At 70.7% G+C, this 24064-nt stretch carries 16 protein-coding genes; 7 read left to right on the plus strand and 9 right to left on the minus strand.

Annotated elements, in window-relative coordinates:
- Positions 1-132: 132 nt before the first annotated feature.
- Positions 133-945: a hypothetical protein gene (locus L6E10_RS14455; RefSeq protein ID WP_236220018.1), complete on the plus strand. Its 813-nt coding sequence runs from the start codon at positions 133-135 to the stop codon at positions 943-945.
- Here L6E10_RS14455 and ctaD read toward each other — a convergent pair whose 3' ends face one another.
- Genes ctaD through L6E10_RS14475 form a run of 4 tightly spaced genes read right to left on the minus strand, consistent with a single transcriptional unit; the run spans position 946 to position 8818 of the window.
- Positions 946-2709: a cytochrome c oxidase subunit I gene (ctaD, locus tag L6E10_RS14460; RefSeq protein ID WP_236220019.1), complete on the minus strand. Its 1764-nt coding sequence runs from the start codon at positions 2707-2709 to the stop codon at positions 946-948.
- Between the two features lie 37 nt (positions 2710-2746).
- Positions 2747-4072: a triacylglycerol lipase gene (locus tag L6E10_RS14465; RefSeq protein WP_236220020.1), complete on the minus strand. Its 1326-nt coding sequence runs from the start codon at positions 4070-4072 to the stop codon at positions 2747-2749.
- Entirely contained in the window at positions 4072-7968 is a 3897-nt protein-coding gene (locus tag L6E10_RS14470) for an AAA family ATPase (RefSeq protein WP_236220021.1), read from the minus strand. The genes L6E10_RS14465 and L6E10_RS14470 overlap by 1 nt, the downstream gene beginning before the upstream one ends.
- Before the next feature lie 58 nt (positions 7969-8026).
- Positions 8027-8818, minus strand: coding sequence for a slipin family protein (locus L6E10_RS14475; protein WP_236220022.1), 792 nt, complete (start codon positions 8816-8818; stop codon positions 8027-8029).
- Between the two features lie 159 nt (positions 8819-8977).
- Here L6E10_RS14475 and mshC point away from each other — a divergent pair, with 159 nt between their 5' ends.
- Positions 8978-10216: a cysteine--1-D-myo-inosityl 2-amino-2-deoxy-alpha-D-glucopyranoside ligase gene (gene mshC, locus L6E10_RS14480; RefSeq protein WP_236220023.1), complete on the plus strand. Its 1239-nt coding sequence runs from the start codon at positions 8978-8980 to the stop codon at positions 10214-10216.
- A 340-nt stretch (positions 10217-10556) separates the two neighbouring features.
- Here mshC and L6E10_RS14485 read toward each other — a convergent pair whose 3' ends face one another.
- Entirely contained in the window at positions 10557-12263 is a 1707-nt protein-coding gene (locus L6E10_RS14485; protein WP_236220024.1) for a S8 family serine peptidase, read from the minus strand.
- Positions 12264-12764: 501 nt separating this feature from the next.
- On the opposite strand from L6E10_RS14485, the gene L6E10_RS14490 reads away from it, so the two are divergent.
- Positions 12765-13865: a S1 family peptidase gene (locus L6E10_RS14490; RefSeq protein WP_236220025.1), complete on the plus strand. Its 1101-nt coding sequence runs from the start codon at positions 12765-12767 to the stop codon at positions 13863-13865.
- An 85-nt stretch (positions 13866-13950) separates the two neighbouring features.
- Here the strand turns inward: L6E10_RS14490 and L6E10_RS14495 are convergent, their stop codons facing one another.
- Positions 13951-14448, minus strand: a complete 498-nt coding sequence (locus L6E10_RS14495) for a GbsR/MarR family transcriptional regulator (protein WP_236220026.1) — start codon at positions 14446-14448, stop codon at positions 13951-13953.
- Between the two features lie 82 nt (positions 14449-14530).
- On the opposite strand from L6E10_RS14495, the gene L6E10_RS14500 reads away from it, so the two are divergent.
- Both L6E10_RS14500 and L6E10_RS14505 read left to right on the plus strand, forming a co-directional pair.
- Positions 14531-15418: an ABC transporter ATP-binding protein gene (locus L6E10_RS14500; RefSeq protein WP_236220027.1), complete on the plus strand. Its 888-nt coding sequence runs from the start codon at positions 14531-14533 to the stop codon at positions 15416-15418.
- The gene (locus tag L6E10_RS14505; protein WP_236220028.1) at positions 15415-16998 is read left to right on the plus strand and encodes an ABC transporter permease; all 1584 of its coding nucleotides are present in this window, start codon (positions 15415-15417) and stop codon (positions 16996-16998) included. Before L6E10_RS14500 ends, L6E10_RS14505 begins: the two co-directional genes overlap by 4 nt.
- Here the strand turns inward: L6E10_RS14505 and L6E10_RS14510 are convergent.
- Both L6E10_RS14510 and L6E10_RS14515 read right to left on the minus strand, forming a co-directional pair.
- Positions 16928-18088, minus strand: a complete 1161-nt coding sequence (locus L6E10_RS14510; protein WP_236220029.1) for an MFS transporter — start codon at positions 18086-18088, stop codon at positions 16928-16930. The genes L6E10_RS14505 and L6E10_RS14510 overlap by 71 nt on opposite strands.
- An 84-nt stretch (positions 18089-18172) precedes the next feature.
- A complete protein-coding gene (locus L6E10_RS14515; protein ID WP_308102788.1) occupies positions 18173-19072 on the minus strand; it encodes a PAC2 family protein in 900 nt (299 codons plus the stop codon).
- A gap of 48 nt (positions 19073-19120) precedes the next feature.
- Between L6E10_RS14515 and metH the strand changes: the two genes are divergently transcribed.
- The gene (gene metH / locus L6E10_RS14520) at positions 19121-22660 is read left to right on the plus strand and encodes a methionine synthase (RefSeq protein ID WP_236220030.1); all 3540 of its coding nucleotides are present in this window, start codon (positions 19121-19123) and stop codon (positions 22658-22660) included.
- Positions 22653-23309: an HAD family phosphatase gene (locus L6E10_RS14525; RefSeq protein ID WP_236220031.1), complete on the plus strand. Its 657-nt coding sequence runs from the start codon at positions 22653-22655 to the stop codon at positions 23307-23309. The genes metH and L6E10_RS14525 overlap by 8 nt, the downstream gene beginning before the upstream one ends.
- Here the strand turns inward: L6E10_RS14525 and L6E10_RS14530 are convergent.
- Positions 23306-24058 (minus strand): CbtA family protein, encoded by a 753-nt coding sequence (locus L6E10_RS14530; RefSeq protein ID WP_236220032.1) that lies wholly within the window; start codon positions 24056-24058, stop codon positions 23306-23308. The two genes, L6E10_RS14525 and L6E10_RS14530, sit on opposite strands and share 4 nt — an antisense overlap.
- Positions 24059-24064 lie beyond the last annotated feature (6 nt).

A 24064-nucleotide genomic window follows, 5' to 3' on the forward strand; every position in this document is an offset into this window, starting at 1 on the left:
GAGCCCGACCTTGCGAGCCGTGGCGTTGCAGCGGTGCGGCTGGGGAACGTCGCCGCAGATCAGTGCCACGAGGCGACCGGTGAGCGCTGATTCGCTCGCCGGCGGGCCGGGCCGCACCGCTAGGTTGTAAATATGATCAAGACTCTGTTCCGCTCGCTCGAAGCCGTGCACGGAATGATCTACTTCGCCCCCGAGGCGGACTCCCGGTACGCGAGCGCCGGGCTCGACCGTCCCGGTGGGTACTTCGCGTCACGCGCCGCGGCGATGGGCGCGGTAGGGCCCGAGGTCGTGATCGCGACGTTCTACAACTTCAACCCGGACCTCGTGCGGGCGCGCGTCCCGCAGGTGTGGGAGAAGGTCACGCCGCAGCGCGTCCTCGAGCTGCGCTGGGAGGCGGCGGACGAGGCGTTGCGCAAGGTGCTGCCCGACGACCTCGGGGAGATCACCGAGCTGGCCAGGCGCGCCGCCGAGCGGTCGAAGGACATGCCGCACGGGCGCACGCTGTTCGCCGCGCACGCGAGCCTGCCCTGGCCGGACGAGACGCTCCTGCAGCTCTTCCACGCCCAGACGCTGCTGCGCGAGTTCCGCGGCGACGGGCACCTCGCGGCTCTGCTGAGGCACAACATCACCGGCATCGAGGCGTTGGTGCTGCACGTCGCGACGGGTGACTACCCGGCCGATACGTTGCGCAAGACGCGTGCGTGGTCGCAGGAGCAGTGGAACGCCACGGTCGAAGACCTTCAGCACCGCGGACTCGTCGGCGAGGACCAGCTCCTCACCGAGAAGGGACGCGAGCTGCGGCAGGGCATCGAGGACGACACCGACCGCATGGCCGCGCCCGCCTACGACGTCCTGTCCGACCAGGAGAAGCAGCGGTTCGTCGAGCTCGCCGCACCGCTGAGCAAGGCCGTCGTCGACGGTGGTCTGCTGCCCGGCAGGCGGTAGCTACTCCGGCTCGTCGTCGCGGTGCGTCGAGGCGAGCGCCTTCTCCGTCGTCTCGTCCTTGCCCACCTGGTGCTTGCCGGGGTGGGTGAGGGAGAAGTGCGCCTCCTCGCGCATCCGCTCGACCATGTGCGGGTAGTGCAGCTCGAACGCCGGGCGCTCCGAGCGGACGCGCGGCAGTTCCTTGAAGTTGTGCCGCGGCGGGGGCGAGGTCGTCGCCCACTCCAGCGAGTTGCCGTAGCCCCACGGGTCGTCCTGCGGTGCCGGTTCGCCGTAGCGGTACGAGCGGAAGACGTTCCACACGAACGGGAGCACGGACGCGCCGAGGATGAACGAGCCGATCGTGGAGAACGTGTTGAGGAACGTGAAGCCGTCCGACGGCAGGTAGTCGGCGTAGCGGCGCGGCATGCCCTCGTTGCCCAGCCAGTGCTGCACCAGGAACGTGCCGTGGAACCCGATGAACGTCGTCCAGAAGTGCAGCTTGCCCAGCGGCTCGTCGAGGAACCGGCCGGTCATCTTCGGGAACCAGAAGTAGATGCCCGCGTAGGTGGCGAACACGATCGTGCCGAACAGCACGTAGTGGAAGTGCGCCACCACGAAGTACGTGTCGGACACGTGGAAGTCGAGCGGCGGTGACGCCAGCAGGATGCCGGACAGGCCGCCGAAGAGGAACGTGACGAGGAAGCCGATCGAGAACAGCATCGGCGACTCGAACGTGAGCTGCCCCTTCCACATCGTGCCGATCCAGTTGAAGAACTTGATGCCGGTCGGCACGGCGATCAGGAACGTCATCAGCGCGAAGAACGGCAGCAGCACCGCGCCGGTGGCGTACATGTGGTGCGCCCACACGGCCACGGACAGCATCGCGATCGCCAGCGTCGCGAACACCAGGCCCTTGTAGCCGAACAGCGGCTTGCGGCTGAAGACCGGGAAGACCTCCGTCACGATGCCGAAGAACGGCAGGGCGACGATGTAGACCTCGGGGTGGCCGAAGAACCAGAACAGGTGCTGCCAGAGGATCACGCCGCCGTTGGCCGGGTCGAACACGTGCGCCCCGAGGTGCCGGTCCGCCGCCAGGCCCATCAGCGCGGCCGTGAGGATCGGGAACGCCAGCAGGATGAGCACGGACGTCACCAGGATGTTCCAGGTGAAGATGGGCATCCGGAACATCGTCATGCCGGGCGCGCGCAGGCACACGACCGTCGTGATCATGTTGACCGCGCCGAGGATCGTGCCCAGGCCGCCCACCGCGAGACCCATGATCCACAGGTCCGCGCCGACGCCCGGCGAGTGCACCGCCGACGACAGCGGCGTGTAGGCGAACCAGCCGAAGTCCGCCGCGCCGCCGGGCGTCACGAAGCCCGCGACGGCGATGAGGGCGCCGAACAGGTACAGCCAGTACGAGAAGGCGTTGAGGCGGGGGAACGCGACGTCCGGCGACCCGATCTGCAGCGGCAGGACGAAGTTCGCGAACCCGAACAGGATCGGCGTCGCGTAGAGCAGCAGCATCACCGTGCCGTGCATGGTGAACAGCTGGTTGTACTGCTCGTTGGACAGGAACTGCAGGCCCGGCCGTGCCAGCTCACCGCGCATCAGCAGCGCCATCACGCCGCCGATCATGAAGAACACGAACGACGTGGTCAGGTACATGATCCCGATCTGCTTGGGATCCGTCGTCCTGAACAGCGAGAGGAAGTACGAGCCCTTGGGCCGTGTGCGCGCCGCCCCGGGGTGGGGGATTACGGGCGTGGGCTTGATCGTGGTCATCGCGCCTCCTCCGTGCAGGGGACAATCGTCCTCCCGGTCAGACCGCGGGGCAATCCACGACCAGCACCGCGGACGTCACCGGAACGACCGGAGCGCCTGCTCTGATGCCGCTGACCTGCACGTAGTAGGCGCCGGGGGTCAATCCGCCGAATCTGATCGCCATGCTCTCCGATATCGCCGGGCTGCGCGATTCGAGCTGTCTGCCGTTCTCGTCGAGCACCGCAATCTTCAACGCCCGCGCGGTCGTGTTCCTCAGCTCGACGGTGACCTCCACGTCCTCGCCGGCCAGCGCCAGGTCGGGCACGCTGACCTGCGGTTCCGTGTCGGTGATGTTACGCGGGACGATCTCCTTGGCCGTCAGGAACGACTCGACGGCGTCCAGTACGGCGGCGTTGTCCTGCAACGACGTGTGCTGCTCCGTCACGCGGTGCAGTGTGTTCGACGACAACGCGAGCCCACGTCGTGCGGCGCCGACCATCGGCACGGTCGCGTCGCCGTACAGCTCCTCGCCCTCGTACGTCCGGTAGCAGGTGACCTTGCCGTCGGCGATACGCGCCGTCGTCGCCGTGGGCTGCTTACCTCCGAGGATCGCGTACGTGCGGTCGGCGAACGAGTCAGTCAACGCGTCGTGGAACGCCATCGCGTCCACGACCATCTTCGTGTCCAGCTCGGGCAACGAGGTCTCGGTCGTTTTCACCAAACCGCCGGGCGTCTCTATGCACGCGTACTCGGGCAGCAGCTGGTGCAACGACGGCATCGACCGCGCGAACTCCGTGAGGTCGACCGCCAGCGGCCCGAGACCCTTGCGCACGCCGTTGACCAGCTGGTCCAGCGCGGTGGCGGCCCCGCGGTAGGGCGTGCCCATCGTGATCAGCTTGTCGGTCCGCTCGGCCATCCCGCACTGCTCGACGCACCACCGCGCCACCAGACCGCCCATCGAGTGGCACACGAAGCTGACCTTCGCGTCCGGGCCGATCCGGTCCAGCGCCTCGTCCACCCGCCTGGCCAGCAGCGCGCCGTTGTAGCGGTTCGACAGCCGCCAGTCGTAGGCGAAGAGCAGCAGGTTGCCCTTCTCGACGGTGTAGCCGAGCGAGTTCATCCTGCGCGTCACCCGGTCGTAGCCCTTGAGCGGCGTCCAGATGCCGGGGACGACGTGCAGGTCCGTCATCAGCCCCACGGGCTCGATGCCGTCACCGGGGTGCTCGTCGCCGATGCCGGCCGGGAGTGTCAGCCGCTTCAGGCTGCGGCCCAGCGTGAGGACGGCGCGCAACGCGGCCTTGGGCGACACCTCCCAGACCATGCCGTCGGCGTTGCGGAGCGTGCTGCCGAGAATGCCGGGCAGGACGACGACCAGATCGCTCATCAGGACTCCTCGGCGAGCTTGCGGATGAGGGTGAGCAGTGCGAGGTTCGCGGGCACCAGGTGGGTCAGCTCGCGGATCCACGCGAGGCGCTGGTCCGGCACGGGCAACGCCAGCCGTTCGTCACCGGCCCGAGCGCGCGCGACCACCTTGTAGAGCGCGGCCAGCGCGTGCGGCTCCAACGCCGTCACGGCCTGGGTCAGCGCCTGAGGTGACGCGGACGCCGCCAGCTCGCGCAGGACCTCCGTGGCGCGGGCGGGGTCCTCCACGGCGTCCAGCACGCGGTCGAGCACCTCGGCGTCCTGCCCGGCCAGCAGCAGCAACGCGTGCACGGGGCGGTTGTCGCGGACGTTCTTGAGGACTTCCTTGTCCAGCAGCTCGGCCCGCCGCGTGGCGAGCAGCTCGCGGCGGCGGGCGGGGGTGGCGTCGACGAACTCGTCCGCGAGGCTGGCGAGCAGCCACGGCCGGTAGGCGAGCTCGACGCCCTTCTGCCGCGCGGTGGCCCGCCGCGACTGGATGACCTGCGCCTCGATCAGGCTCGTGCCGTACAGCGCCTCCGTCACCGCGACGTCGGCGTCGGCCGACAGCAGCTCGGGGTGGCGCAGCAGGACCGCGCACTCCTCGGCGTACGAGCGCGCGAACACCCAGGCGCGGGCGGTCCGCAGCAGCGTCCGGTCGACCGTCAGCCAGTCCGGGGTCGTGTCCCACGGCCACGGACCCGAGTCGTAGTGGCGGCGCGCGATGTCGTGCACGTCGTGGATCGTCTGCCGGGACTGGCCGACGTGCGCCAGCGCCTGGCAGAGCCACTTCGCCGCCGCCGGATCACCCGCCGACGTGGCCGCCGCCCGCAGCATCAGCAGCGTGGCGAGGCGCGGGCCGGTGAACCGCGCGGTCACCCGCTCCCAGGCCCTCTCGGCGGTCTCGGGCTGCCCGAGGCCGGCGCAGAGCGTGTCGAGGGTGAACAACGCCGCCGCCAGCGTCGAGAGGCGGTCGGCGTTCTCGGGCAGCAGGCAGACCTCGATCGTCTTCTCGCCGGTCTCCAGCGCCTCGGTGGGCTTGTCCGCGTCGCGCTGGCGGCGCATCAGGTTGTGCAGGGCCTGGGCGTGGATCCGCTGGCCCTCGGCGAGGGTGGCGGCCTGCCGCGCGGCGGTCAGGGCGGCGTCGGTGCGGCCGACCATGCTGTGGGCGACGCTCAGGCTCAGCGCCGCGTCGGCGAGCTGCGGGCGGAACGCCGCGTGCCTGCCGAGCGTGCCGCTGATCTCCGCGGCCTGCCGGGTCGCGCCGTCGGCGTCGGCCAGCCTGCCGAGCGCCAGGTAGTCACGGCTCAGCTCGACGAGCGCGCTGACGAGGTCCGCGAGGAACACCGGGTTCGTCTGCGCGAGCGCCCAGAACAGCTCGACGGCCTGCTTCGACCGGTGCATGGCCTCGTACCGCAGCCCGGACTCACTGCACCGCGCGGCAAGACACGTCATCGCGCGCGCAAGGGGAGCATCGGACTCAACGGCCGCGACGGCATCACGAGCCGTGGACAGCGCATCTTGCCTACGTCCGAGCATCGCGTACGTATCGCTCAGATCAACCAACGCGCCGCTGAGGTGTGCCGCGTACGTCCGGTTGTCACCGCCGTGCGTCGTCGTCTTCGCGATGCGCTGCGCCAGCCGTTTGTGCGTCAGGCTTTCCGCCGTCGTCGGGGTCGCGGCCACCAGCTCCCGGTAGCGCACCGCGGCCTCCTCGGCGGGCCCCACGGCCTGCTGGAGCCGTCCCGCCTCGCGGAACCGCCGGCCGAGCTTGTTCAGCACGAAAGCCAGGTCCGCCAGGTACATCCGCAGTTCCGGCACCAGCGCGCGGAAGTGGTCGGCCGCCTCCTCCAACGGCGGAATGGCCTCATCGCCACGACCCCAGTGCATCAGCTCGTTCGCCGCCGTCGTGGCCGCGAGAGCGATGTCCGGCAACAACATCCGGTCCGCCACCGCGAGAGCGCGCAGTCCGTCCAACGCCCGTGTGCCCGCATGTCCGCAGTGCCGCCACGCGTACTTCCACAGGTATCCCGGCACGTTCGGCGGCACTCCGGCCTCGATGCGCTGCCGGTACAGCTCGATGAGCGCGCAGGCGACCTTCTCGGCATCCGGGGCGAAGACCTCGTCCCGGCTCGGCGCGAACGGCGGCCGCAGGTGGTCCGCGAACGTCTGGTGCGTCAGCTTGAAGACCGCCGTGCCCTCCTCGCCGTCCTGCACGACGTGGCGGCCCAGCTCGGTGAGCACCGCGGTGATGTCATCCCGCGTGAAGTCCTGTCCCGCCAACGCCCGTGCGACCGCGATCCACTCCGCTTCGGGGAATCCGGCGCCGTAGCTCCACGTCAGCGCCGTCAGCAGCGCACGTGCCGATGGAACCTTCGAGAGTTCGCGTTCGAACGCCGCGTCCAGCGACAGCTTCAGGTCGGCGCCGCCGTCCGCCAGCACCTGGTCGGTGATCATCCACGCGGTGAGGAACGGCAGCTTCGCCAGTTCGTCCACAGTGGACTGCGCGGCGCCGGCGCCCAGCCGTGCCAGGACGTACTCGCGGACGTCGGTCTCGCTGCCGGTCCGGTCGAGGTCGAGCACCTCGACCGGCGACAGCTCGGTCAGCAGGGGAGCGCCGCCCGCGACCCGCTGGGCCTGGCGCGTCGAGACGATCACGACCGCGCAGGCCGCGAGCTTGGTCAGCAGCGAGGTGGCGATCGAGAACGACTCCCCGCGCGCCTCGTCCAGGCCGTCCACGACGAGCACAGGCGGCGTCGGCAACGCGCTGACGACGCCCACCAGCTCGGCGGCACCCCGCCGCGGCCCCTCCGGCGCGGCGACCAGGCCCGCGGCGACGAGCTGGCGGCTGAGCAGGTCGGCCACGCGGTCGGCGTCCATCGCGCGGGCGTGCACGGCCGCGTCCACCGAGCCGGGACCGGGGTCGGCGTGCCGGAACGGCGGCCCGGTCGTCAGCAGCAGGTCGCGCTCGGCGGGGTTGGACAGGCTGACGACCCGGCCGACGACCGCGGACTTGCCGGTGCCCGGCGACCCGGTGACCACCCGCAGCCCGGGGACCCCGGACCTCACCCAGCCCACGACCCTGTCGACCTCGGCGGTGCGGCCGGTGAACCACGACCGGCCGGATGTCGAGTCGCCACCCCGTGCCGCGAGCAAGAGGTGCTTCACCACCGTGTTCGTGGCGTAGAGCGGATTCGGCAGCATCGGCTGTGCGGAGCCGTACTGCATGAAGCGCGGCCGTTGGACGTCGCTGTCCCACGCGTTCAGCAGCGCCATCCCGACCGCGCTGCCGTCGACGAACGCCGTGCGGTCGCTCCACCGCCGTGCGTCCTCATCGGCCGTCGGCCCCGCACGCAGCAGCTTGCGCAACTTCCCGCCGAACAGGCCGTCACGGGCCGTTTCGATGTCGGAGCACGACACGAGCACGCCTGCCCAGTGCACCTGACCCGTCAGCAGCTCGCTCTGGATCTCCGCGATCGTCCGGACGGCCTCGTCGAGCTGCGTGCCGGAGTAGCAGGCGTCGATGATGATGAGCACCTGCCGCGCCCCCGAGGCGGCGCACGACACCGCGAAGTCGTGCAGCGTGATGCCGTCGAGGTTGCCGGTGTTGTCCTTGGCCAGGAGCCGGAGGTTGCTCGCCGCGGGGATGGCGTGCCCGCTCCACAGCGCCACGAGCGCGCCGCCGTCCTGCGGTGCCGTCTGCAGGCCTTTCAGGTGCGCGCGGACCTCGGCCTCGGTCGGGTCGGCCAGCGGGTCGCCGTCGTAGCCCTTGAGCAGGGCGTGCAGCTCCCGCACGTCGCTCACGGCGTGCTGCAGCGGCTGCACCGACTCGTAGGAGCCGACGCCGATGCCGACGAACCTGTTCCTGACCCTTTCCCGCATGCGCCACTACCCCCTGTCCACACGTCGTCCGTGCGCGAGGGGCGTTACCCCGGTTAACTCACATGGAGGAGTCCTTCGTGTCCTTGGGCAGCTCCGCGTTCGTGTTCTTCTCCAGGAACCTCAGCAGCTCCACGGGGAACGGCAGCACCAGCGTCGAGTTCTTCTCCGCCGCCACCTCCACGATGGTCTGCAGCAGCCGCAGCTGTAGCGCGCCGGGAGTCTCCTCCATCGTCCCGGCCGCCTCCGAGAGCTTCCTGGACGCCTGCAGCTCGCCGTCCGCGGTGATGACGCGCGCCCGCCGCTCGCGTTCGGCCTCCGCCTGCCGCGACATCGAGCGCTTCATGCTCTCCGGCAGCGCCACGTCCTTGATTTCGACCCGGTCGATGTCGATGCCCCACGCGATCGCGGGGGTGTCGATCATCAGCTCCAGGCCCTGGTTGAGGCGCTCGCGGTTGGACAGCAGGTCGTCGAGCTCGCTCTTGCCGATGATCGACCGCAGCGAAGTCTGCGCCACCTGCAGCATCGCGAACCGGTAGTCCTCGACGTTGATGACGGCCTTCGCCGGGTCCTGCACCTTGAAGTACACGACGGCGTCGACGCGCACGGTGACGTTGTCGCGCGTGATGCCGTCCTGCGCCGGCACGGGCAGGGTGACGATCTGCATGTTGACCTTCCGGAGCTGGTCCACCCCGGGAACGAGCATCGTCAGCCCAGGCCCGCGCACGGCCTGCTGGAGCTTGCCGAACCGGAACACCAGCCCCTGTTCGAACTGCTTGATCACCCTGGCGCTCATCGCGAGGCCGATGCCCCCGAACACGACGATGCCGCCGAGGACCTCGAAGAAGACCATGAGACCCGCCTTTCCCGGCGCATGCCCTCGACCTGCAACGGTACGCCTCGGGTCCGACGATTTTCAGCAGCTCCGGCCCTCCGTCCAGGACAGACCGGGTGGTGGTTCCGACAACCGGGAAGTGCACTCCACCCGGCGGCACGCGTTAATGTCGGAAGCATGCAAACCTGGTCATCGATTCCTGTGCCGCGGGTTCCGGGGGACCCCCGCCCGCTGCGGCTGTTCGACACGGCTACGGGCGAAGTGCGCCCCACGGCTCCAGGAGACACCGCCAGGTTGTACGTCTGCGGCATCACGCCGTACGACGCGACTCACCTCGGCCACGCCGCGACCTACCTCGCGTTCGACCTCGTGCACCGCGTGTGGCTCGACAACGGTCACAACGTGCACTACGTGCAGAACGTCACCGACGTCGACGACCCGCTGCTGGAGCGGGCCCTGCGGGACAAGGACGACTGGGTGGTGCTCGCCATGCGCGAGACGGCCCTGTTCCGTGAGGACATGGAGGCGCTGCGCGTCCTGCCGCCGCAGGACTACGTGGGCATCGTCGAGGCGATCCCGGAGATCGTCGAGGTCGTCGCGAAGCTCGTGGCCGACGGTCACGCCTACCGCGTGGACGACCCCGAGCACCCCGACGTCTACTTCGAGCACAACGCCACCGGGCGGTTCGGCTACGAGTCGAACTACTCGGAGGAAACCATGCTCCGGTTGTTCGCCGAACGCGGCGGCGACCCCGACCGCCCCGGCAAGCGCCACCCGCTCGACGCCCTGCTGTGGCGCATGAAGCGCGACGGCGAACCGTCGTGGCCGTCCGAACTGGGCGAAGGCCGCCCCGGCTGGCACATCGAGTGCAGCGCCATCGCCCACAACCGCCTCGGCGTCGGCTTCGACGTGCAGGGCGGCGGCTCCGACCTGATCTACCCGCACCACGAGTACTCCGCCGCGCACGCCGAGGCCCAGACCGGCCAGCACCCGTTCGCGCGCCACTACGTGCACGCGGGCATGATCGGCCTCGACGGCGAGAAGATGTCGAAGTCGCGCGGCAACCTGGTCTTCGTCTCGAAGCTGCGCGCCGAGAAGGTCGACCCGAACGCCATCCGCCTCGCCCTGCTGGCGGGCCACTACCGCGCAGACCGCCCGTGGACCCAGGCCCTGCTCGACGAGGCGCTGACCCGCCTCGCCCGGTGGCGCCGCGCCGCGGAGCTGTCGTCCGGACCGTCCGCTGTGGACACCGTGACGCGGCTGCGCGACCACCTGGGCAACGACCTCGACACGCCGCGCGCCCTGGCGGCCGTCGACGCGTGGGCCGACGAGGCGCTGGCGCACGGCGGTTCGGACAAGCACGGGCCGTCGCAGATCCGCACGGCTGTGGACGCTTTGCTGGGCGTGGAGCTCTAAGCAGGCTGGTCGGTGGCCGTCGTCTCGGCGGCCACCGAGTGGCCGGCGACGCGGCGGATCAGGCGAGCCGGAACACGCAGGTGGCCAGCACGGTGCCGGATGTGGCCTTACGAGAGCCGTTCGTGCACCACCGCTCGGTGGTCGTGGTGGTCTGTCTTCCGCGCCCCTCGGCTGCGATCTCTTCCGGCGCCTTGCCGAAAAGTGCCGCTCGACTCTCCCGTTGCCGCGGTCGTTCGGTGCAGCGGACGTGCCGGGTCGTCATCGGCACCTGTCGCAACCGGCAACTGGAACCGCCCCCGAGGCGGAAGCACCGGGGGCGGCTCGTCCAGAGGTGGAGCGATCAGACGTCGAGCGTCCAGTTGTTCAGCGTGCCGGAGTCGAGGAGCGCCGCGTCGCGCACGCGCAGCGTCCAAGTGCCGTTGGCCGCCTCACCCGAGAGGTCGCGGGTGAAGGTCTCGTTGATGTTGTCGGCCGAGCCGCCGGCGCGGTTGTGCAGGTTGTAGACCGAGCCGTCGGGCGCGACCAGGTCCACCACGAGGTCGCCCTTGTAGGTGTGCGTGATCGAGACCTTGATCGACGCCGTGGCCGAGGCGTTGCCCGAGCAGCCGGAGACGACGATCGTGCTGTTCACGGTCGACAGGTCGCCGATGGCGACCGGGGTGGAGTTGGTGCGGGCGTCACAGCTGCCGCCGACCGCGTTGACGACCCAGGAGAAGGTCGCCGTGCCGGTCTTGCCGGCCGAGTCGGTGACGGTCGCGGTCACCGTGGAGGTGCCCGCCGTGGTCGGGGTGCCGGAGATGGCGCCGGAGGCGTTCGCCGTCAGGCCGGCCGGGAGGCCGCTCACGGACCAGGTGTACGGCGCGGTGCCGCCGGAGGCCGAGAGCTGCAGCGACACCGGCGTGCCGACCGTGGAGGTCTGCGTGCCGGGGTTCGTCACCGACGGGTTGCCCGGCTGCACGCCACCGAAGAGGGTGTAGAGCAGCTTGTTCGGGGAGCCGGTGCCGGGGCTGGTGATCTTGTTGGGGGTCGACGCGCCGTTCAGGCCCGCCCAGACGGCGGCGGGGCTGTCGGTCGGGTGCGTGGCGAGCCACAGGGCCGCGCCACCCGCGACGTGCGGCGACGCCATCGAGGTGCCGGAGATGTTGTTCGTGGCGGTGTCGCTGGTGTGCCACGCCGACACGATGTTCTGGCCCGGCGCGAAGATGTCCGTGCAGGTGCCGTAGTTGGAGAACGAGGCACGCGCGTCGGTGTTGGTCGACGCGTTGACGGTGATCGCCTCGGCCACGCGGGCCGGGGACGACGAGCAGGCGTCGGTGTTCGAGTTGCCGGACGCGACGGCGTAGGTCACGCCGGACGCGACCGAGTTGCGGACGGCGGTGTCCAGGGCGGCCGCGGCGCCGCCACCGAGGGACATGTTCGCCACGGCGGGCTTCACCGCGTTCGCGGTCACCCAGTTGACGCCGTCGACGACGCCCTGGATCGTGCCCGAGCCCTGGCAGTTGAGCACCTTCACCGCGACGACCTTGGCGGCCTTCGCGATGCCGTACTCGGCGCCCGCGACGGTGCCGGCGACGTGCGTGCCGTGGCCGTTGCAGTCGCTGTTGTTGCCGTCACCGGAGGTGTTGGCGCCCCAGGTGGCGCGGCCGCCGAACGTCTGGTGCGTGGTGCGCACACCGGTGTCGACGATGTACGCCGTCACGTTCGAAGCGGTCGTGTCGTACTGGTAGCTGTTGCTCAGCGGCAGGTCGCGCTGGTCGCTGCGGTCGAGACCCCACGACGGCGGGTTCTGCTGGACGTCGAGGAGGCTCACCTCGGCGTCCTGCTCGACGAACGCGACCTTCGGGTCCGCGGCGAGGCGGGCGGCCTGCTTGGCCGTCATCTTCACCGAGAAGCCGTTGAGCGCGTGCTGCCAGATCTTGCCGACCTGGCCGCCGTAGCGTCCCGCGAGCTCCGGAGCGGCGGCCCTCGACGCCGTTCCGGCCTTGAGCGAGACGATGTAGCTGTCCTTCACGACCTTGGCGCGGTCGGCGCCGAGAATCGTCCCCACGTTTTCTTGAGCAGATGCGGCTGGAACCACGGCGGCGGCCAAACACAGGGTGGCGGCGGCCGTGAGTCCCGTACCCAAGACTCTTCGCATTGCAGGGTTCTCCCTCGTGCAGGGAACAGGGTGACCTGCACGCTAGACCTAAACCGCAGGTCAGAGGGATACGCCGTCGAGTGCGAACTGTTGACAGATTTGACGTTCCGTGTCAATCCGAATGGTCGCTCTGAGTCACGGAAATAGACTGAGAGGACGCATTTCGATTCCCTATATCAACTCGAACGCCGAGAGGTCCACCCCTCGATCGGCCCTACCGGCCGGTAGGCAGCACGACATAGCGTCGCCCAGACGGAGGAACGAACTGATCGGGCAGTTCGACCGCCTGGGGACGCCTGTCATCCGGTGTCGTGCGAGCTGTGTTGCAGCACAGCTGATCTCCTCATCGCGGTTGCCCGGTCCGGCGTTACACCGGCCCTGCAGAAAACCGAAGATCAAGGAGAACTGCCTATGAAGCGCATGGCTGTCGCGGCTGTAGCCGTGCTGACGGGTGCACTCGCGGCCACGGCATCCCCTGTCGCCGTCGCCGCGCCGCAACCGTCGGCCGAACTGCTCGCCGCGATGCAGCGCGACCTCGGGCTCGACGCCGGGCAGGCGGTGGAGAGGCTGCGCCGGGAGAGCGCGGCCGCGGCCCTGCAGCGGGTCGTGGAGGGTTTCGCCGGTGAGAGCTTCGGAGGGGCGTGGTTCGACGCGTCCTCCGGCAAGCTCGTCGTGGGCGTCACCGACGCGGCCAAGACCGACCGGCTGCGCCAGCTCGGCGCGGAGCCCCGGACGGTCGCGCACAGGGCGAGCGACCTCGACGCGGCCAAGGCGAAGCTGGACGCCTCGCCGGCCCCCGCCGAGGTCACCGGCTGGTACGTCGACACGAAGGCCAACGCCGTGACGATCACGGTCCGGCGCGGCCAGGCCGAGGCGGCCAAGCCGCTGGTGGAGAAGGCGGGCGCCGTCGCGAAGGTCGTCGAGACCGACGAGGCTCCGCGGTTGTTCAAGGACATCCGCGGTGGTGACGCCTACTACATCAACAACGCCGGGCGGTGCTCGGTCGGCTTCGCGGTGCGGGGCGGGTTCGTGACCGCCGGTCACTGCGGTTCGCAGGGCGACTCCGTGGCCGGTGCCGACCGCACCGCGCTGGGCGCGTTCGAGGGCTCGTCCTTCCCGGGCAACGACTACGGGTGGGTCAGGGCGAACTCCTCGTGGACGCCCACGGCCAAGGTGAACCACTACGGCGGCGCCGACGTCGTCGTGTCCGGCAACACCGAGTCCGCGGTCGGCGCGTCCATCTGCCGTTCCGGCTCGACCACGGGCTGGCACTGCGGCGAGGTCCAGGCCAAGGCCCAGACGGTGAACTACCAGGAGGGCTCCGTCACCGGCCTCACGCGCACGAACGTGTGCGCGGAGCCCGGTGACTCGGGTGGCTCGTGGGTCAGCGGCACGCAGGCGCAGGGCGTCACCTCGGGTGGCTCCGGCAACTGCTCCAGCGGCGGCACGACCTACTTCCAGCCGGTCAACGAGATCCTCTCGGCGTACAACCTGACGCTCATCACGGGCTGAGGTAGCCGGGACGGGCGAGGGGGAGCTTTCAACGGCGAAAGCTCCCCCTCGTCGCGTCTCGCGGCGATGTCTCCGGCGACGGCCGTCAGGACTCCCGCTCCTCCAGCCACTTCTCCCGGTGCGTCCGCCACCGGTCGAGCAGCGCCCCGAGCTCGGAGTGCATGAACCGGAAGAACTCGCGCGTCTCGTCCAGGCGGGCCCCTGCCTCGGTGTCCGCGCCCAGCGCGGCGACTCCCTCGGCGAGCACCTCGTCGATCATCCCCAGCATCTGGTCCTTGCGGAACGTCGACTCGTACCAGACGTTGTCGCGCATCCGGTAGACGTCGCGGCGTGAGCCCGGCTCCCGTTCGCGGCTCACGACCTGCACCGTGGTCAGGTAGCGCACCGCGCCCGACACCGCCGCCGGGCTGATCTGCAGCACGTCGGCGATCTCGGCCGCGGTGAGCCGCCCGGAGTCCGTCGTCAGCAGCGCCGCGAGGATCCGCGCCGGCATGCGCGCCATGCCGGTGTCCGCCAGGATTCCGCCGAACCGCTCGACGAACTGGTTCACCGCCTGCTGGTCACGCTGTGTAGCACTCGTCACGGCCGCATCATCCCTTTCGTCAGCCGATCGGGCAAAATTTACGTGCTTCACGAAGTTGTGAAAGAAGTGTAGCTTACCGCCCATGACATCCGCGATATCCGTGTCGGGCCTGGTGAAGACCTTCGGCCCGACGCGCGCACTGGACGACCTCACCCTGGACGTCCAGACCGGTGAGGTGCACGGCTTCCTCGGCCCGAACGGCGCCGGCAAGTCGACGACGATCCGGATCCTCCTCGGCCTGCTGCGTGCCGACTCCGGCACCGCGCGGCTGCTCGGCGCCGACCCGTGGAAGGACACCGCGGCGCTGCACCGCCGGCTCGCCTACGTCCCCGGCGACGTGAACCTCTGGCCCAACCTGACCGGTGGCGAGGTCATCGACCTGCTCGGACGGCTCCGCGGCGGCGTGAACAAGGCCCGCCGCGAGGAGCTCCTGGAGCGCTTCGAGCTGGACCCGCGCAAGAAGGGCCGCACCTACTCCAAGGGCAACCGGCAGAAGGTCGCGCTGGTCGCCGCCCTGGCGAGCGACGTCGAGCTGCTGATCCTCGACGAGCCCACCTCGGGCCTCGACCCGTTGATGGAGGCCGTCTTCCAGGCCTGTGTCAACGACGAACGCGAGCGCGGTCGCACGGTGCTGCTCTCCAGCCACATCCTCGCCGAGGTCGAGGCCCTGTGCGACAGGGTGAGCATCATCCGGGGCGGCCGCATCGTCGAGACCGGCACGCTCGCCGACCTGCGGCACCTCACCCGTACGTCGATCTCCGCCGAGCTCGCGGGCCCGCCCGACGGCCTCGCGGACCTCCCCGGCGTCCACGACCTCGTCACCGAGGGCAACCGCGTCCGGTTCGAGGTCGACTCGGACAAGCTCGACCCCGTGCTCAAGCAGCTCGTGACGTCGGGCGTGCGCACGCTGACCTCGCAGCCACCCACGCTCGAGGAGCTGTTCCTGCGCCACTACGAGGACGCGAGATGATCGGCACCTGGCAGCTGGTCCGCCTCGCTCTGCGCCGTGACCGCGTCCTGCTCCCCGTCTGGGTCCTGTTCCTGGTGGGCGTCACCTACTCCACGACGACGGCGCTCGAGGAGCTGTACGGGTCGCAGGAGTCGCGGGCGCTGCTCGGCGTCACCGCCAACGCGAACTCCGCGTTCCTCGCGATGCTCGGCCCGCTGCACGACTGGTCGTCGCTCGGCGGCCTGGTCGTCTGGCGCTGGGGCGTCTTCTCCGGCCTGTTCATCGCCATCATGGCGATGCTGGTCGTCACGCGGCACACGCGCGCAGAAGAAGAAGCGGGCCGCACGGAACTCATCAGTGCCACCGTCGTCGGTCGGCACGCGCCCCTGGCCGCGGCCGTGGTCGTGGCGGGCGGCACGAGCCTGCTGATCGGGCTGCTGCAGGCGCTGGCGCTGATCGGCAAGGACCTCGCCCCGGCGGGCGCGTTCGCGTTCGGGCTCTCCACGGCGAGCGCCGGACTGGTCTTCACCGGTGTCAGCGCGTTCACCGCGCAGCTGTCGGAGAACTCGCGCGTGTCGAACGCGGTCGCGGGCGGGTTCCTCGGCGTCACCTACCTGCTGCGGGCCGCGGGCGACGCGGCGGGGGAGTCGGGGCCGCAGTGGCTCACCTGGCTCTCGCCGATCGGCTGGACCGAGCAGGTGCGGTCCTTCGGCGACAACAGGTTCTGGGTGCTGCTGATCCCGCTGGTGGTGTTCGCGGGGCTCGTCGGCGTCTCCGCGTACGTCGTGACGCGCCGCGACGTCGGTCTCGGCCTGTTCGCGGCACGCCTCGGACCCGCGCAGGGCTCGATCGGCAGTCCGTTCGGACTGGCCTGGAGGTTGCAGAAGGGGTCGCTCATCGGCTGGTCCACCGCGCTGTTCGGCGTCGGCGTGATCTACGGCAGCGTGGCGCAGGCGGTCGGGCAGATGGTGCAGGACAACCCGGCGCTCGGCCAGGTCGTGCAGCGGATCGGCGGTGCCGACGCGATGGTGGACGCGTTCTTCGCGACCGTCACGCAGCTGCTGGGGCTGATCTCGTCGATCTACCTCGTCCAGGCGCTGCTGCGGCTGCGTTCGGAGGAGACGTCGTTCCGCGCGGAGCCGGTCCTCGCCACGCCGGTCCCGCGCTGGGGCTGGGTCGCCTCGCACGCGGTGTTCGCCCTGGTGGGCGGCGCGGTCGTGCTGGCGTCGGCGGGGCTCGGCCTGGGGCTGGTCCACGGCCTGCAGGTCGACGACCTGGGCACGGTCCTGCCGCGGATGCTGGGCGCGGCGCTGGTCCAGCTGCCCGCGGCCTGGGTCCTCGCCGGCGTGACGCTGCTGCTGTTCGGGGTGTTCCCGCGGCTCACGGGCGTGAGCTGGGCGGTGGTGTCGGCGTCGTTGGTGCTCACGCTGCTGGGGCCGACCCTGGGCCTCGACCAGTGGGTCCTCGACGTCTCGCCGTTCACGCACGTCCCGAAGTACCCGGACATCACCTTCGGGCCGCTCGCGTGGCTCACCGCGGTCGCGGTGCTCCTCCTCGTCGCGGGGTTCGGCGGGTTCCGGCGCCGCGACCTGACAACGTGACGATCGCGGGGATCGTGAGCAGCAGTCCCGCCGGCACCAGGAACCCCAGCAGCGGGTGCGCCTGGTAGAGCGGGACGAACGCCAGCGGGGACGCGGCGGCGCCCATGAAGCGCAGTGACTGCACGACACTGACGCTGCCGCCCCTGTTGGCGCTGTCCCCGGTCAGCACCAGCGCGTTGATGCTCACCAGCACGCCCTGGGCGGCCGCGCCGGTCAGAGCCCACGCGAGGACCACCGCCGCGGCCAGGGGCGAGGTGCCGGCCGCCGCGACCAGGCCCGCGCCGAGCGTCGCGCCGACGACGGCGGTGGTCGTGGCGCCGAACCGGTCGATCGCCCTGCCGACGTGCCGCGCGGTGAGGAAGCCGACGACGCCGAAGCCGGTCAGCAGCACCCCGCGCTGGCCGGCGCCGAGCCCGAAGACGTCGTCGAGCCGGAACGCCACGAGGAACGACAGGCCGCCGAGGCAGCCCCAGCCGATGAAGCCGACGAGCGCCGGCCACAACGTGCTCGGGACGAAGGCGCTGCGCAGGCTCGCGTCGCGCTCCGGCTCGGCGTCGGTCGGCGGCACGCCGAGGACCGCCAGCGCCACGGCCACGACCGCGATCACCACGAACGCGAGCCGCCAGTCGATCTCGGCCGCGAGCCCGCCGACGAGCGGGGCGGAGGTCTGCCCGGCCGCCTGCATCGCGCCGAAGAGCCCCAGCGCGCGGCCGAGCTCCTCCTTCGGCGTCGAGGCGGCGATCACCGCGAGCAGCACCGGCGTCGTGAACGAGTTCGCCGCTCCCTGCAACGCGCGTGAGGCCAGCAGCACCTCGAAGGTCCAGGAGGAAGCGGCCAAAGCGGACGTGACGGCGTAGGCGACGTACGCGATCCGGACAGTCCGTTGTGGACCCCAGCGTTGCGCGAGCGTGCCGGAAGCCAGCATCAGCACGGCGAACGGCACGAGGTAGAACGTCAGCGTCGAGGCCGCGGAGCCGGCCGACCGGCCGAAGCTGCCGCCGATCTCGGGCAGGATCGACGTGGTGACCGCGCCCCCGAACGGTCCGATCAGGGCCCCGGCGTACAGCCCGGCACGTGCCAACCGTCCCACGGACACCTCCGCCGCTCACCCTATTGGGGGCGAGCGGCGGAGAGCGCGCAAAAGTGTTTCGTATCGCTGAGCACTTCGGGAGGCTCAGCGGGGACCGGTCGACGGCCAGCCGGGACCGCGGCCGCGGCGGCGCAGGTAGCGCTCGAACTCCGCGGCGATGTCGTCGCCGGACGCCTCGGTGATCTGCATGGCCGCGTCGCCGCGCTCCTCCAGGGCGCGCACGTAGTTGCGCACGTCCTCGTCCTCGTCGGCCATCTCGGAGACCGTGCGCTCCCACTCCTCGGCCTGCTCCGGCAGCGCGCCGAGCGGGACCTCGATGTCGAGCACCTCCTCCACCCGGTGCAGCAGGGCCAGGGTGGCCTTGGGGGAGGGCGGCTGCGAGACGTAGTGCGGCACCGCGGCCCAGAACGAGATCGCCGGGATGCCCGCCTGCACGCACGCGTCCTGGAACACGCCGACGATGCCGGTCGGGCCCTCGTACTTCGAGTGCTCCAGGCCGAACTTCTCGGCGGCGTCCGCGTCGTAGGCCGTGCCGGTGACCGGGACCGGGCGCGTGTGGGGCGTGTCCATCAGCAGGGCGCCCAGCGTCACCACCGTCGTCACCCCGAGCGCGTCGATGTGCCCGAGCAGCTCGGCGGCGAACTTGCGCCACCTCATGTTCGGCTCGATGCCGTGCACCAGGATCACGTCCACGTCCGACCCGGGAGGCCTGCACACCGACAGCCGCGTCGTCGGCCAGTCGACCCTGCGGGTGACGCCGTCCACCATCCGGACCGTCGGGCGGGTCACCTGGAAGTCGTAGTAGTCGTCCGGGTCGATCTCGGCGAGCGGGGTGGCGTCCCAGGTGAGTTGGAGGTGCTCGATCGCGGTGCTGGCGGCGTCGCCGGCGTCGTTCCACCCTTCGAACGCGCAGACCATGATCGGAGCCGTGAGCGGTTTGCGCGGGGTCGAGGGGGTCGGGGATTCCTGGGACGGATCGTTCACGGCGCCAGACTACGGCCTCCCCCGCCCAAGTCATCGTAGGCTTGGCCCATGCGTGATCGCGGAGAGTCGCCGTTGCTGGATGCGCTGGTCAACCGCGTTGTCGTCGCCGACGGGGCCATGGGCACCATGCTCCAGGCCGCGGATCTCTCCCTCGACGACTTCCGCGGCCTGGAGGGCTGCAACGAGATCTTGAACGTCACGAGGCCGGACGTCGTGAAGGCCGTGCACCGCGGCTATCTCGAGGTCGGCGTCGACGCCGTGGAGACCAACACGTTCGGCGCGAACCTCGCGAACCTGGCCGAGTACGACATCGCGGACCAGATCTTCCACCTGTCCGAACGCGGTGCCGCCCTGGCGCGCGAGGTGGCGGACGAGTTCAGCGGGCCGGGGCAGCCGAGGTTCGTGCTCGGGTCGGTCGGTCCCGGCACCAAGCTGCCGACGCTCGGCCACGCGTCCTACGCGACGTTGCGCGACGCCTACGAGGAGCAGTGCAAGGGCCTGCTCGCCGGTGGCGTGGACGCGATCATCGTCGAGACCTCGCAGGACCTGTTGCAGACCAAGGCGTCCGTGATCGGCGCCCGGCGCGCGATGACCGCGGAGGGCCGCCGGGTCCCGGTCATCGCCCAGGTGACCGTCGAGACGACCGGCACGATGCTGCTCGGCACGGAGATCGGCGCCGCGCTGACCGCCCTGGAACCGCTGGGGATCGACCTCATCGGCCTCAACTGCGCCACCGGCCCCGCCGAGATGAGCGAGCACCTGCGCACGCTCGCCAAGCACGCGCGCATCCCGCTGTCGGTGATGCCGAACGCCGGACTGCCCGAGCTCGGCCCGAACGGCGCGGTCTACCCGCTCTCGCCGGAGGAGCTGGCCCAGGCGCTCACGGGGTTCGTGCGGGAGTTCGGCACGCGCCTGGTCGGTGGCTGCTGCGGCACGACCGCCGAGCACCTGCGCCAGGTCGCGGAAGCGGTGAAGGACCTGGGACCCACGCCGCGCCGCCCGCGTCCCGAGCCCGGTGTGTCCTCTTTGTACCAGGCCGTCCCGTTCAAGCAGGACGCCTCGGTGCTGATGATCGGCGAGCGCACCAACGCCAACGGCTCCAAGGCGTTCCGCGAGGCGATGCTCGCGGAGAAGTGGGAGGACTGCGTCGAGATCGCGCGCGACCAGACGCGCGAGGGCGCCCACCTGGTCGACCTCTGCGTCGACTACGTCGGCCGCGACGGCGAGGCGGACATGCGCGCGCTGGCCTCGCGCCTGGCCACGGCGTCGACGCTGCCGATCATGCTCGACTCGACCGAGCCCGCGGTGCTGCGGGCCGGTCTGGAGTGCCTCGGCGGCCGGTCGGTGGTGAACTCGGTCAACTACGAGGACGGCGACGGTCCGGACTCGCGGTTCCAGAAGATCATGCGGCTCGCCTCGGAGCACGGTGCCGCGGTCGTGGCGCTGTGCATCGACGAGGAGGGCCAGGCCCGCACCGCCGACTGGAAGGTCCGCGTCGCCGTCCGGCTGATCGAGGACCTGACGGAGAACTGGGGCGTGCGGGTCGGCGACATCATCGTCGACTGCCTGACCTTCCCGATCTCCACCGGCCAGGAGGAGGTCCGCCGCGACGCGGTGGAGACGATCGAGGCGATCCGCGAGCTCAAGCGCCGCTACCCGGACGTGCAGACGACGCTGGGCCTGTCCAACGTCTCCTTCGGGCTCAACCCGGCCGCTCGCCAGGTGCTGAACTCCGTGTTCCTGCACGAGTGCGTGCAGGCCGGCCTCGACACCGCGATCGTGCACGCGTCCAAGATCGTGCCGATGGCGCGCATCCCCGACGAGCAGCGCGCGGTCGCGCTGGACCTCGTGTACGACCGCCGCCGCGAGGGCTACGACCCGCTGCAGAAGCTGATGGAGCTGTTCGAGGGCGTCACGACGAAGTCGAACTCCGCCTCCCGCGCCGAGGAGCTGGCCGCGCTGCCGCTGTTCGAACGGCTGGAGCGCCGGATCGTCGACGGCGAGCGCAACGGCCTGGAAGCCGACCTCGACCGCGCCCTCGACGAGCGCCCGGCGTTGCAGATCATCAACGACACGTTGCTCGCGGGCATGAAGACCGTCGGCGAGCTCTTCGGCTCCGGCCAGATGCAGCTGCCGTTCGTGCTGCAGTCCGCCGAGGTCATGAAGACCGCCGTCGCGCACCTCGAACCGCACATGGAGCGGTCCGACGACGAGGGCAAGGGCCGGATCGTGCTCGCCACCGTCAAGGGCGACGTCCACGACATCGGCAAGAACCTCGTCGACATCATCCTGTCCAACAACGGCTACGAGGTCGTGAACATCGGCATCAAGCAGCCGATCACCGCGATCCTGGAGGCCGCGCAGGAGCACCGCGCGGACGCGATCGGCATGTCCGGCCTGCTGGTCAAGTCGACGGTGGTCATGAAGGAGAACCTCGAGGAGATGAACTCCCGGGGTGTGGCCGCGCGGTGGCCCGTCCTGCTCGGTGGCGCGGCGCTGACCCGCGCGTACGTCGAGAACGACCTGACCGAGATGTACTTCGGTGACGTCCGCTACGCCCGCGACGCGTTCGAGGGCCTGCGGCTGATGGACGCGATCATGGCGGCCAAGCGCGGTGAGGCGCCCGTGGTCGACGAGGAGGCCAGGGCGAAGGCGGCCGAGCGCAAGGCGCGCCGGGAACGGGCGCTGCGCCTCGCCGCCGCCCGCAAGTCCGCCGTCGAGGAGGAGGCGCGCACCGGCCGTTCCGACGTGGCGGCGGACAACCCGGTCCCGGTACCGCCGTTCTGGGGCAGCCGGGTCGTGAAGGGCATCCCGGTCGCGGACTACTCGGCACTGCTGGACGAGCGGGCGACGTTCATGGGCCAGTGGGGCCTCAAGGGCACGCGCGGCGGCAACGGACCGTCCTATGAGGACCTGGTCGAGACGGAGGGCCGCCCGCGCCTGCGGTACTGGATGGAACGCCTTGCCACGGAAGGTGTTCTTGCCCACGCCGCCGTCGTCTACGGCTACTTCCCGTGCGTCTCCAAGGGAGAAGACCTGATCATCCTGCAAGAGCCCTCGCCGGACTCGCCGGAGCGCTTCCGGTTCACCTTCCCGCGCCAGAAGAGGGATCGGCGGCTCTGCCTGGCCGACTTCTGGCGCCCGAAGGAGTCCGGTGAGGTGGACGTCATCGCGTTCCACCTCGTGACGATGGGGCAGCCGATCGCCGACTACGCGAACGAGCTGTTCGGCAAGAACGCGTATCGTGACTACCTGGAAGTCCACGGACTGGGGGTCCAGCTCACCGAAGCGCTGGCCGAGCACTGGCACAAGCGCGTCCGCGAGGAGCTCGTGTGGCCGGGTGGCGGGTCAGTCGCCGCGGAAGACCCCGCCGACGTCGAGGAGTACTTCAAACTCGGCTACCGCGGTGCGCGGTACTCGTTCGGCTACGGCGCCTGCCCCGGCATGGAGGACCGCCGGCGCGTCGTCGAGCTGCTCGACCCGGCGCGCATCGGGGTCTCGCTGTCCGAGGAACTCCAGCTCCACCCGGAACAGTCCACCGACGCCTTCGTGGCGCACCACCCGGAGGCGAAGTACTTCAATGTCTGACCCGCAAGCGGTCCTGTGGGACATGGACGGCACGCTGCTGGACTCCGAGAAGCTGTGGGACATCCCGCTCTACGAGTACGCGGAGAAACTGGGCGGCGTGCTGTCGCCGGAGACCCGCGAACGCATGGTCGGCAGCAACGTCCCCACCACCATGCGCCTGCTGTTCGCCGACGTCGGCATCGAGCCGACCGACGCCGACATGGCCGACGGCGCCGCGTGGATCTCGCGCCGCACCGAGGAGGTCTTCCGCGCCGGCCTGCCGTGGCGGCCGGGCGCCCAGGAGGCGCTGAAGGCCGTGCGCGCGTCCGGTGTGCCGATGGCGCTGGTGACGTCCACCGAGCGTTCGCTGACCGAGGTCGCGCTGGACACGATCGGCCGCGACCTGTTCGACGTGACGGTGTGCGGCGACGAGGTGGACGGCCTGAACAAGCCGCTGCCCGAGCCGTACCTGAAGGCCGCGCGGCTGCTGGGCGTCGATCCGGCGCGGTGCGTGGCGGTCGAGGACTCGCCCACGGGCGTCGCGGCGGCGGTGGCGGCCGGGTGCACCGTGCTGGTGGTGCCGTGCGACGTCGAGGTGCCGGCGGGGGAGAGGCGGGTCTTCCGCGACTCCCTCACCGGCGTCGACCTCGAGGTGCTGCGCGCGCTTTAGCGGTGTGGCGCCGCGGCGGGGGTCCTCGCCCGGCGCGTGGCCGGGTCGACCAGCAGGCCGAACACCACGCCGATGCCGACGTGGAGCGTGGCGAGCTGGGCGAGCGAGCTGAGGCGGAACTGCCACAGCACGGCGACCGGCACGTCCGCGGGGATCGTGTCCGGTGACGCGGGGAACGCGAGCAGCACCACCGCGACGGCCGCGGTGACCGCGAGCAGCACGGCGGTCGTGCGGACCGGCTGCGACTGCTCGCGCAGCCGGTCGGCCAGCAGGCTCGCGCCCCACACGATCACCAGGCCCGCGACCACCACACCGAGGTAGAGCGCGGTGCGGTGGTCCACCGTCCCCGGGTCACCCACGGCGGGCGGGTTGGCCGGGTACTTGAGCCACGGCAGCAGCGCCACGGCGCCGAACACCGCGGCGCCGAGCGCGAAGCTGCGCGTGAACGGCGTGCCGGCGGCGAACCAGCGCTTCGACAGCGCGTAGGCCGTGGCGAACACCAGGCCCACCGCGACGCCGACGATCACCACGCCGAGCATGCCGCCCACGACCTGCGTGCCGCGACCGACCAGCTCCTCACCGCCGTGGGAGTGGCCGTGGCCGTCACCGGAGGGTTCCCGCGCCGCCTCGACCGCGAGCGCGGCGCGGATCGGGATCTCGGTGACCAGGAGCTGCACGAGCGCGGAGGCGACGCCGGCGACGGCGCCGGCCGCGACCCCGCGCAGCGCGAGGGACCTGTACGTCGTCATCTGCTT

It is taken from the genome of Lentzea sp. CC55, from assembly GCF_021056325.1.
GTDB classification, from domain to species: Bacteria; Actinomycetota; Actinomycetes; order Mycobacteriales; family Pseudonocardiaceae; genus Lentzea; species Lentzea jiangxiensis.

Excerpts from the sequence above, each read along its gene's own strand:
- L6E10_RS14455 (WP_236220018.1), top strand. The coding sequence starts at position 133 with ATGATCAAGACTCTGTTCCGCTCGCTCGAAGCCGTGCACGGAATGATC.
- ctaD (WP_236220019.1), bottom strand. The coding sequence starts at position 2,709 with ATGACCACGATCAAGCCCACGCCCGTAATCCCCCACCCCGGGGCGGCG.
- L6E10_RS14465 (WP_236220020.1), bottom strand. The coding sequence starts at position 4,072 with ATGAGCGATCTGGTCGTCGTCCTGCCCGGCATTCTCGGCAGCACGCTC.
- L6E10_RS14470 (WP_236220021.1), bottom strand. The coding sequence starts at position 7,968 with ATGCGGGAAAGGGTCAGGAACAGGTTCGTCGGCATCGGCGTCGGCTCC.
- L6E10_RS14475 (WP_236220022.1), bottom strand. The coding sequence starts at position 8,818 with ATGGTCTTCTTCGAGGTCCTCGGCGGCATCGTCGTGTTCGGGGGCATC.
- mshC (WP_236220023.1), top strand. The coding sequence starts at position 8,978 with ATGCAAACCTGGTCATCGATTCCTGTGCCGCGGGTTCCGGGGGACCCC.
- L6E10_RS14490 (WP_236220025.1), top strand. The coding sequence starts at position 12,765 with ATGAAGCGCATGGCTGTCGCGGCTGTAGCCGTGCTGACGGGTGCACTC.
- L6E10_RS14500 (WP_236220027.1), top strand. The coding sequence starts at position 14,531 with ATGACATCCGCGATATCCGTGTCGGGCCTGGTGAAGACCTTCGGCCCG.
- L6E10_RS14505 (WP_236220028.1), top strand. The coding sequence starts at position 15,415 with ATGATCGGCACCTGGCAGCTGGTCCGCCTCGCTCTGCGCCGTGACCGC.
- metH (WP_236220030.1), top strand. The coding sequence starts at position 19,121 with ATGCGTGATCGCGGAGAGTCGCCGTTGCTGGATGCGCTGGTCAACCGC.
- L6E10_RS14525 (WP_236220031.1), top strand. The coding sequence starts at position 22,653 with ATGTCTGACCCGCAAGCGGTCCTGTGGGACATGGACGGCACGCTGCTG.
- L6E10_RS14530 (WP_236220032.1), bottom strand. The coding sequence starts at position 24,058 with ATGACGACGTACAGGTCCCTCGCGCTGCGCGGGGTCGCGGCCGGCGCC.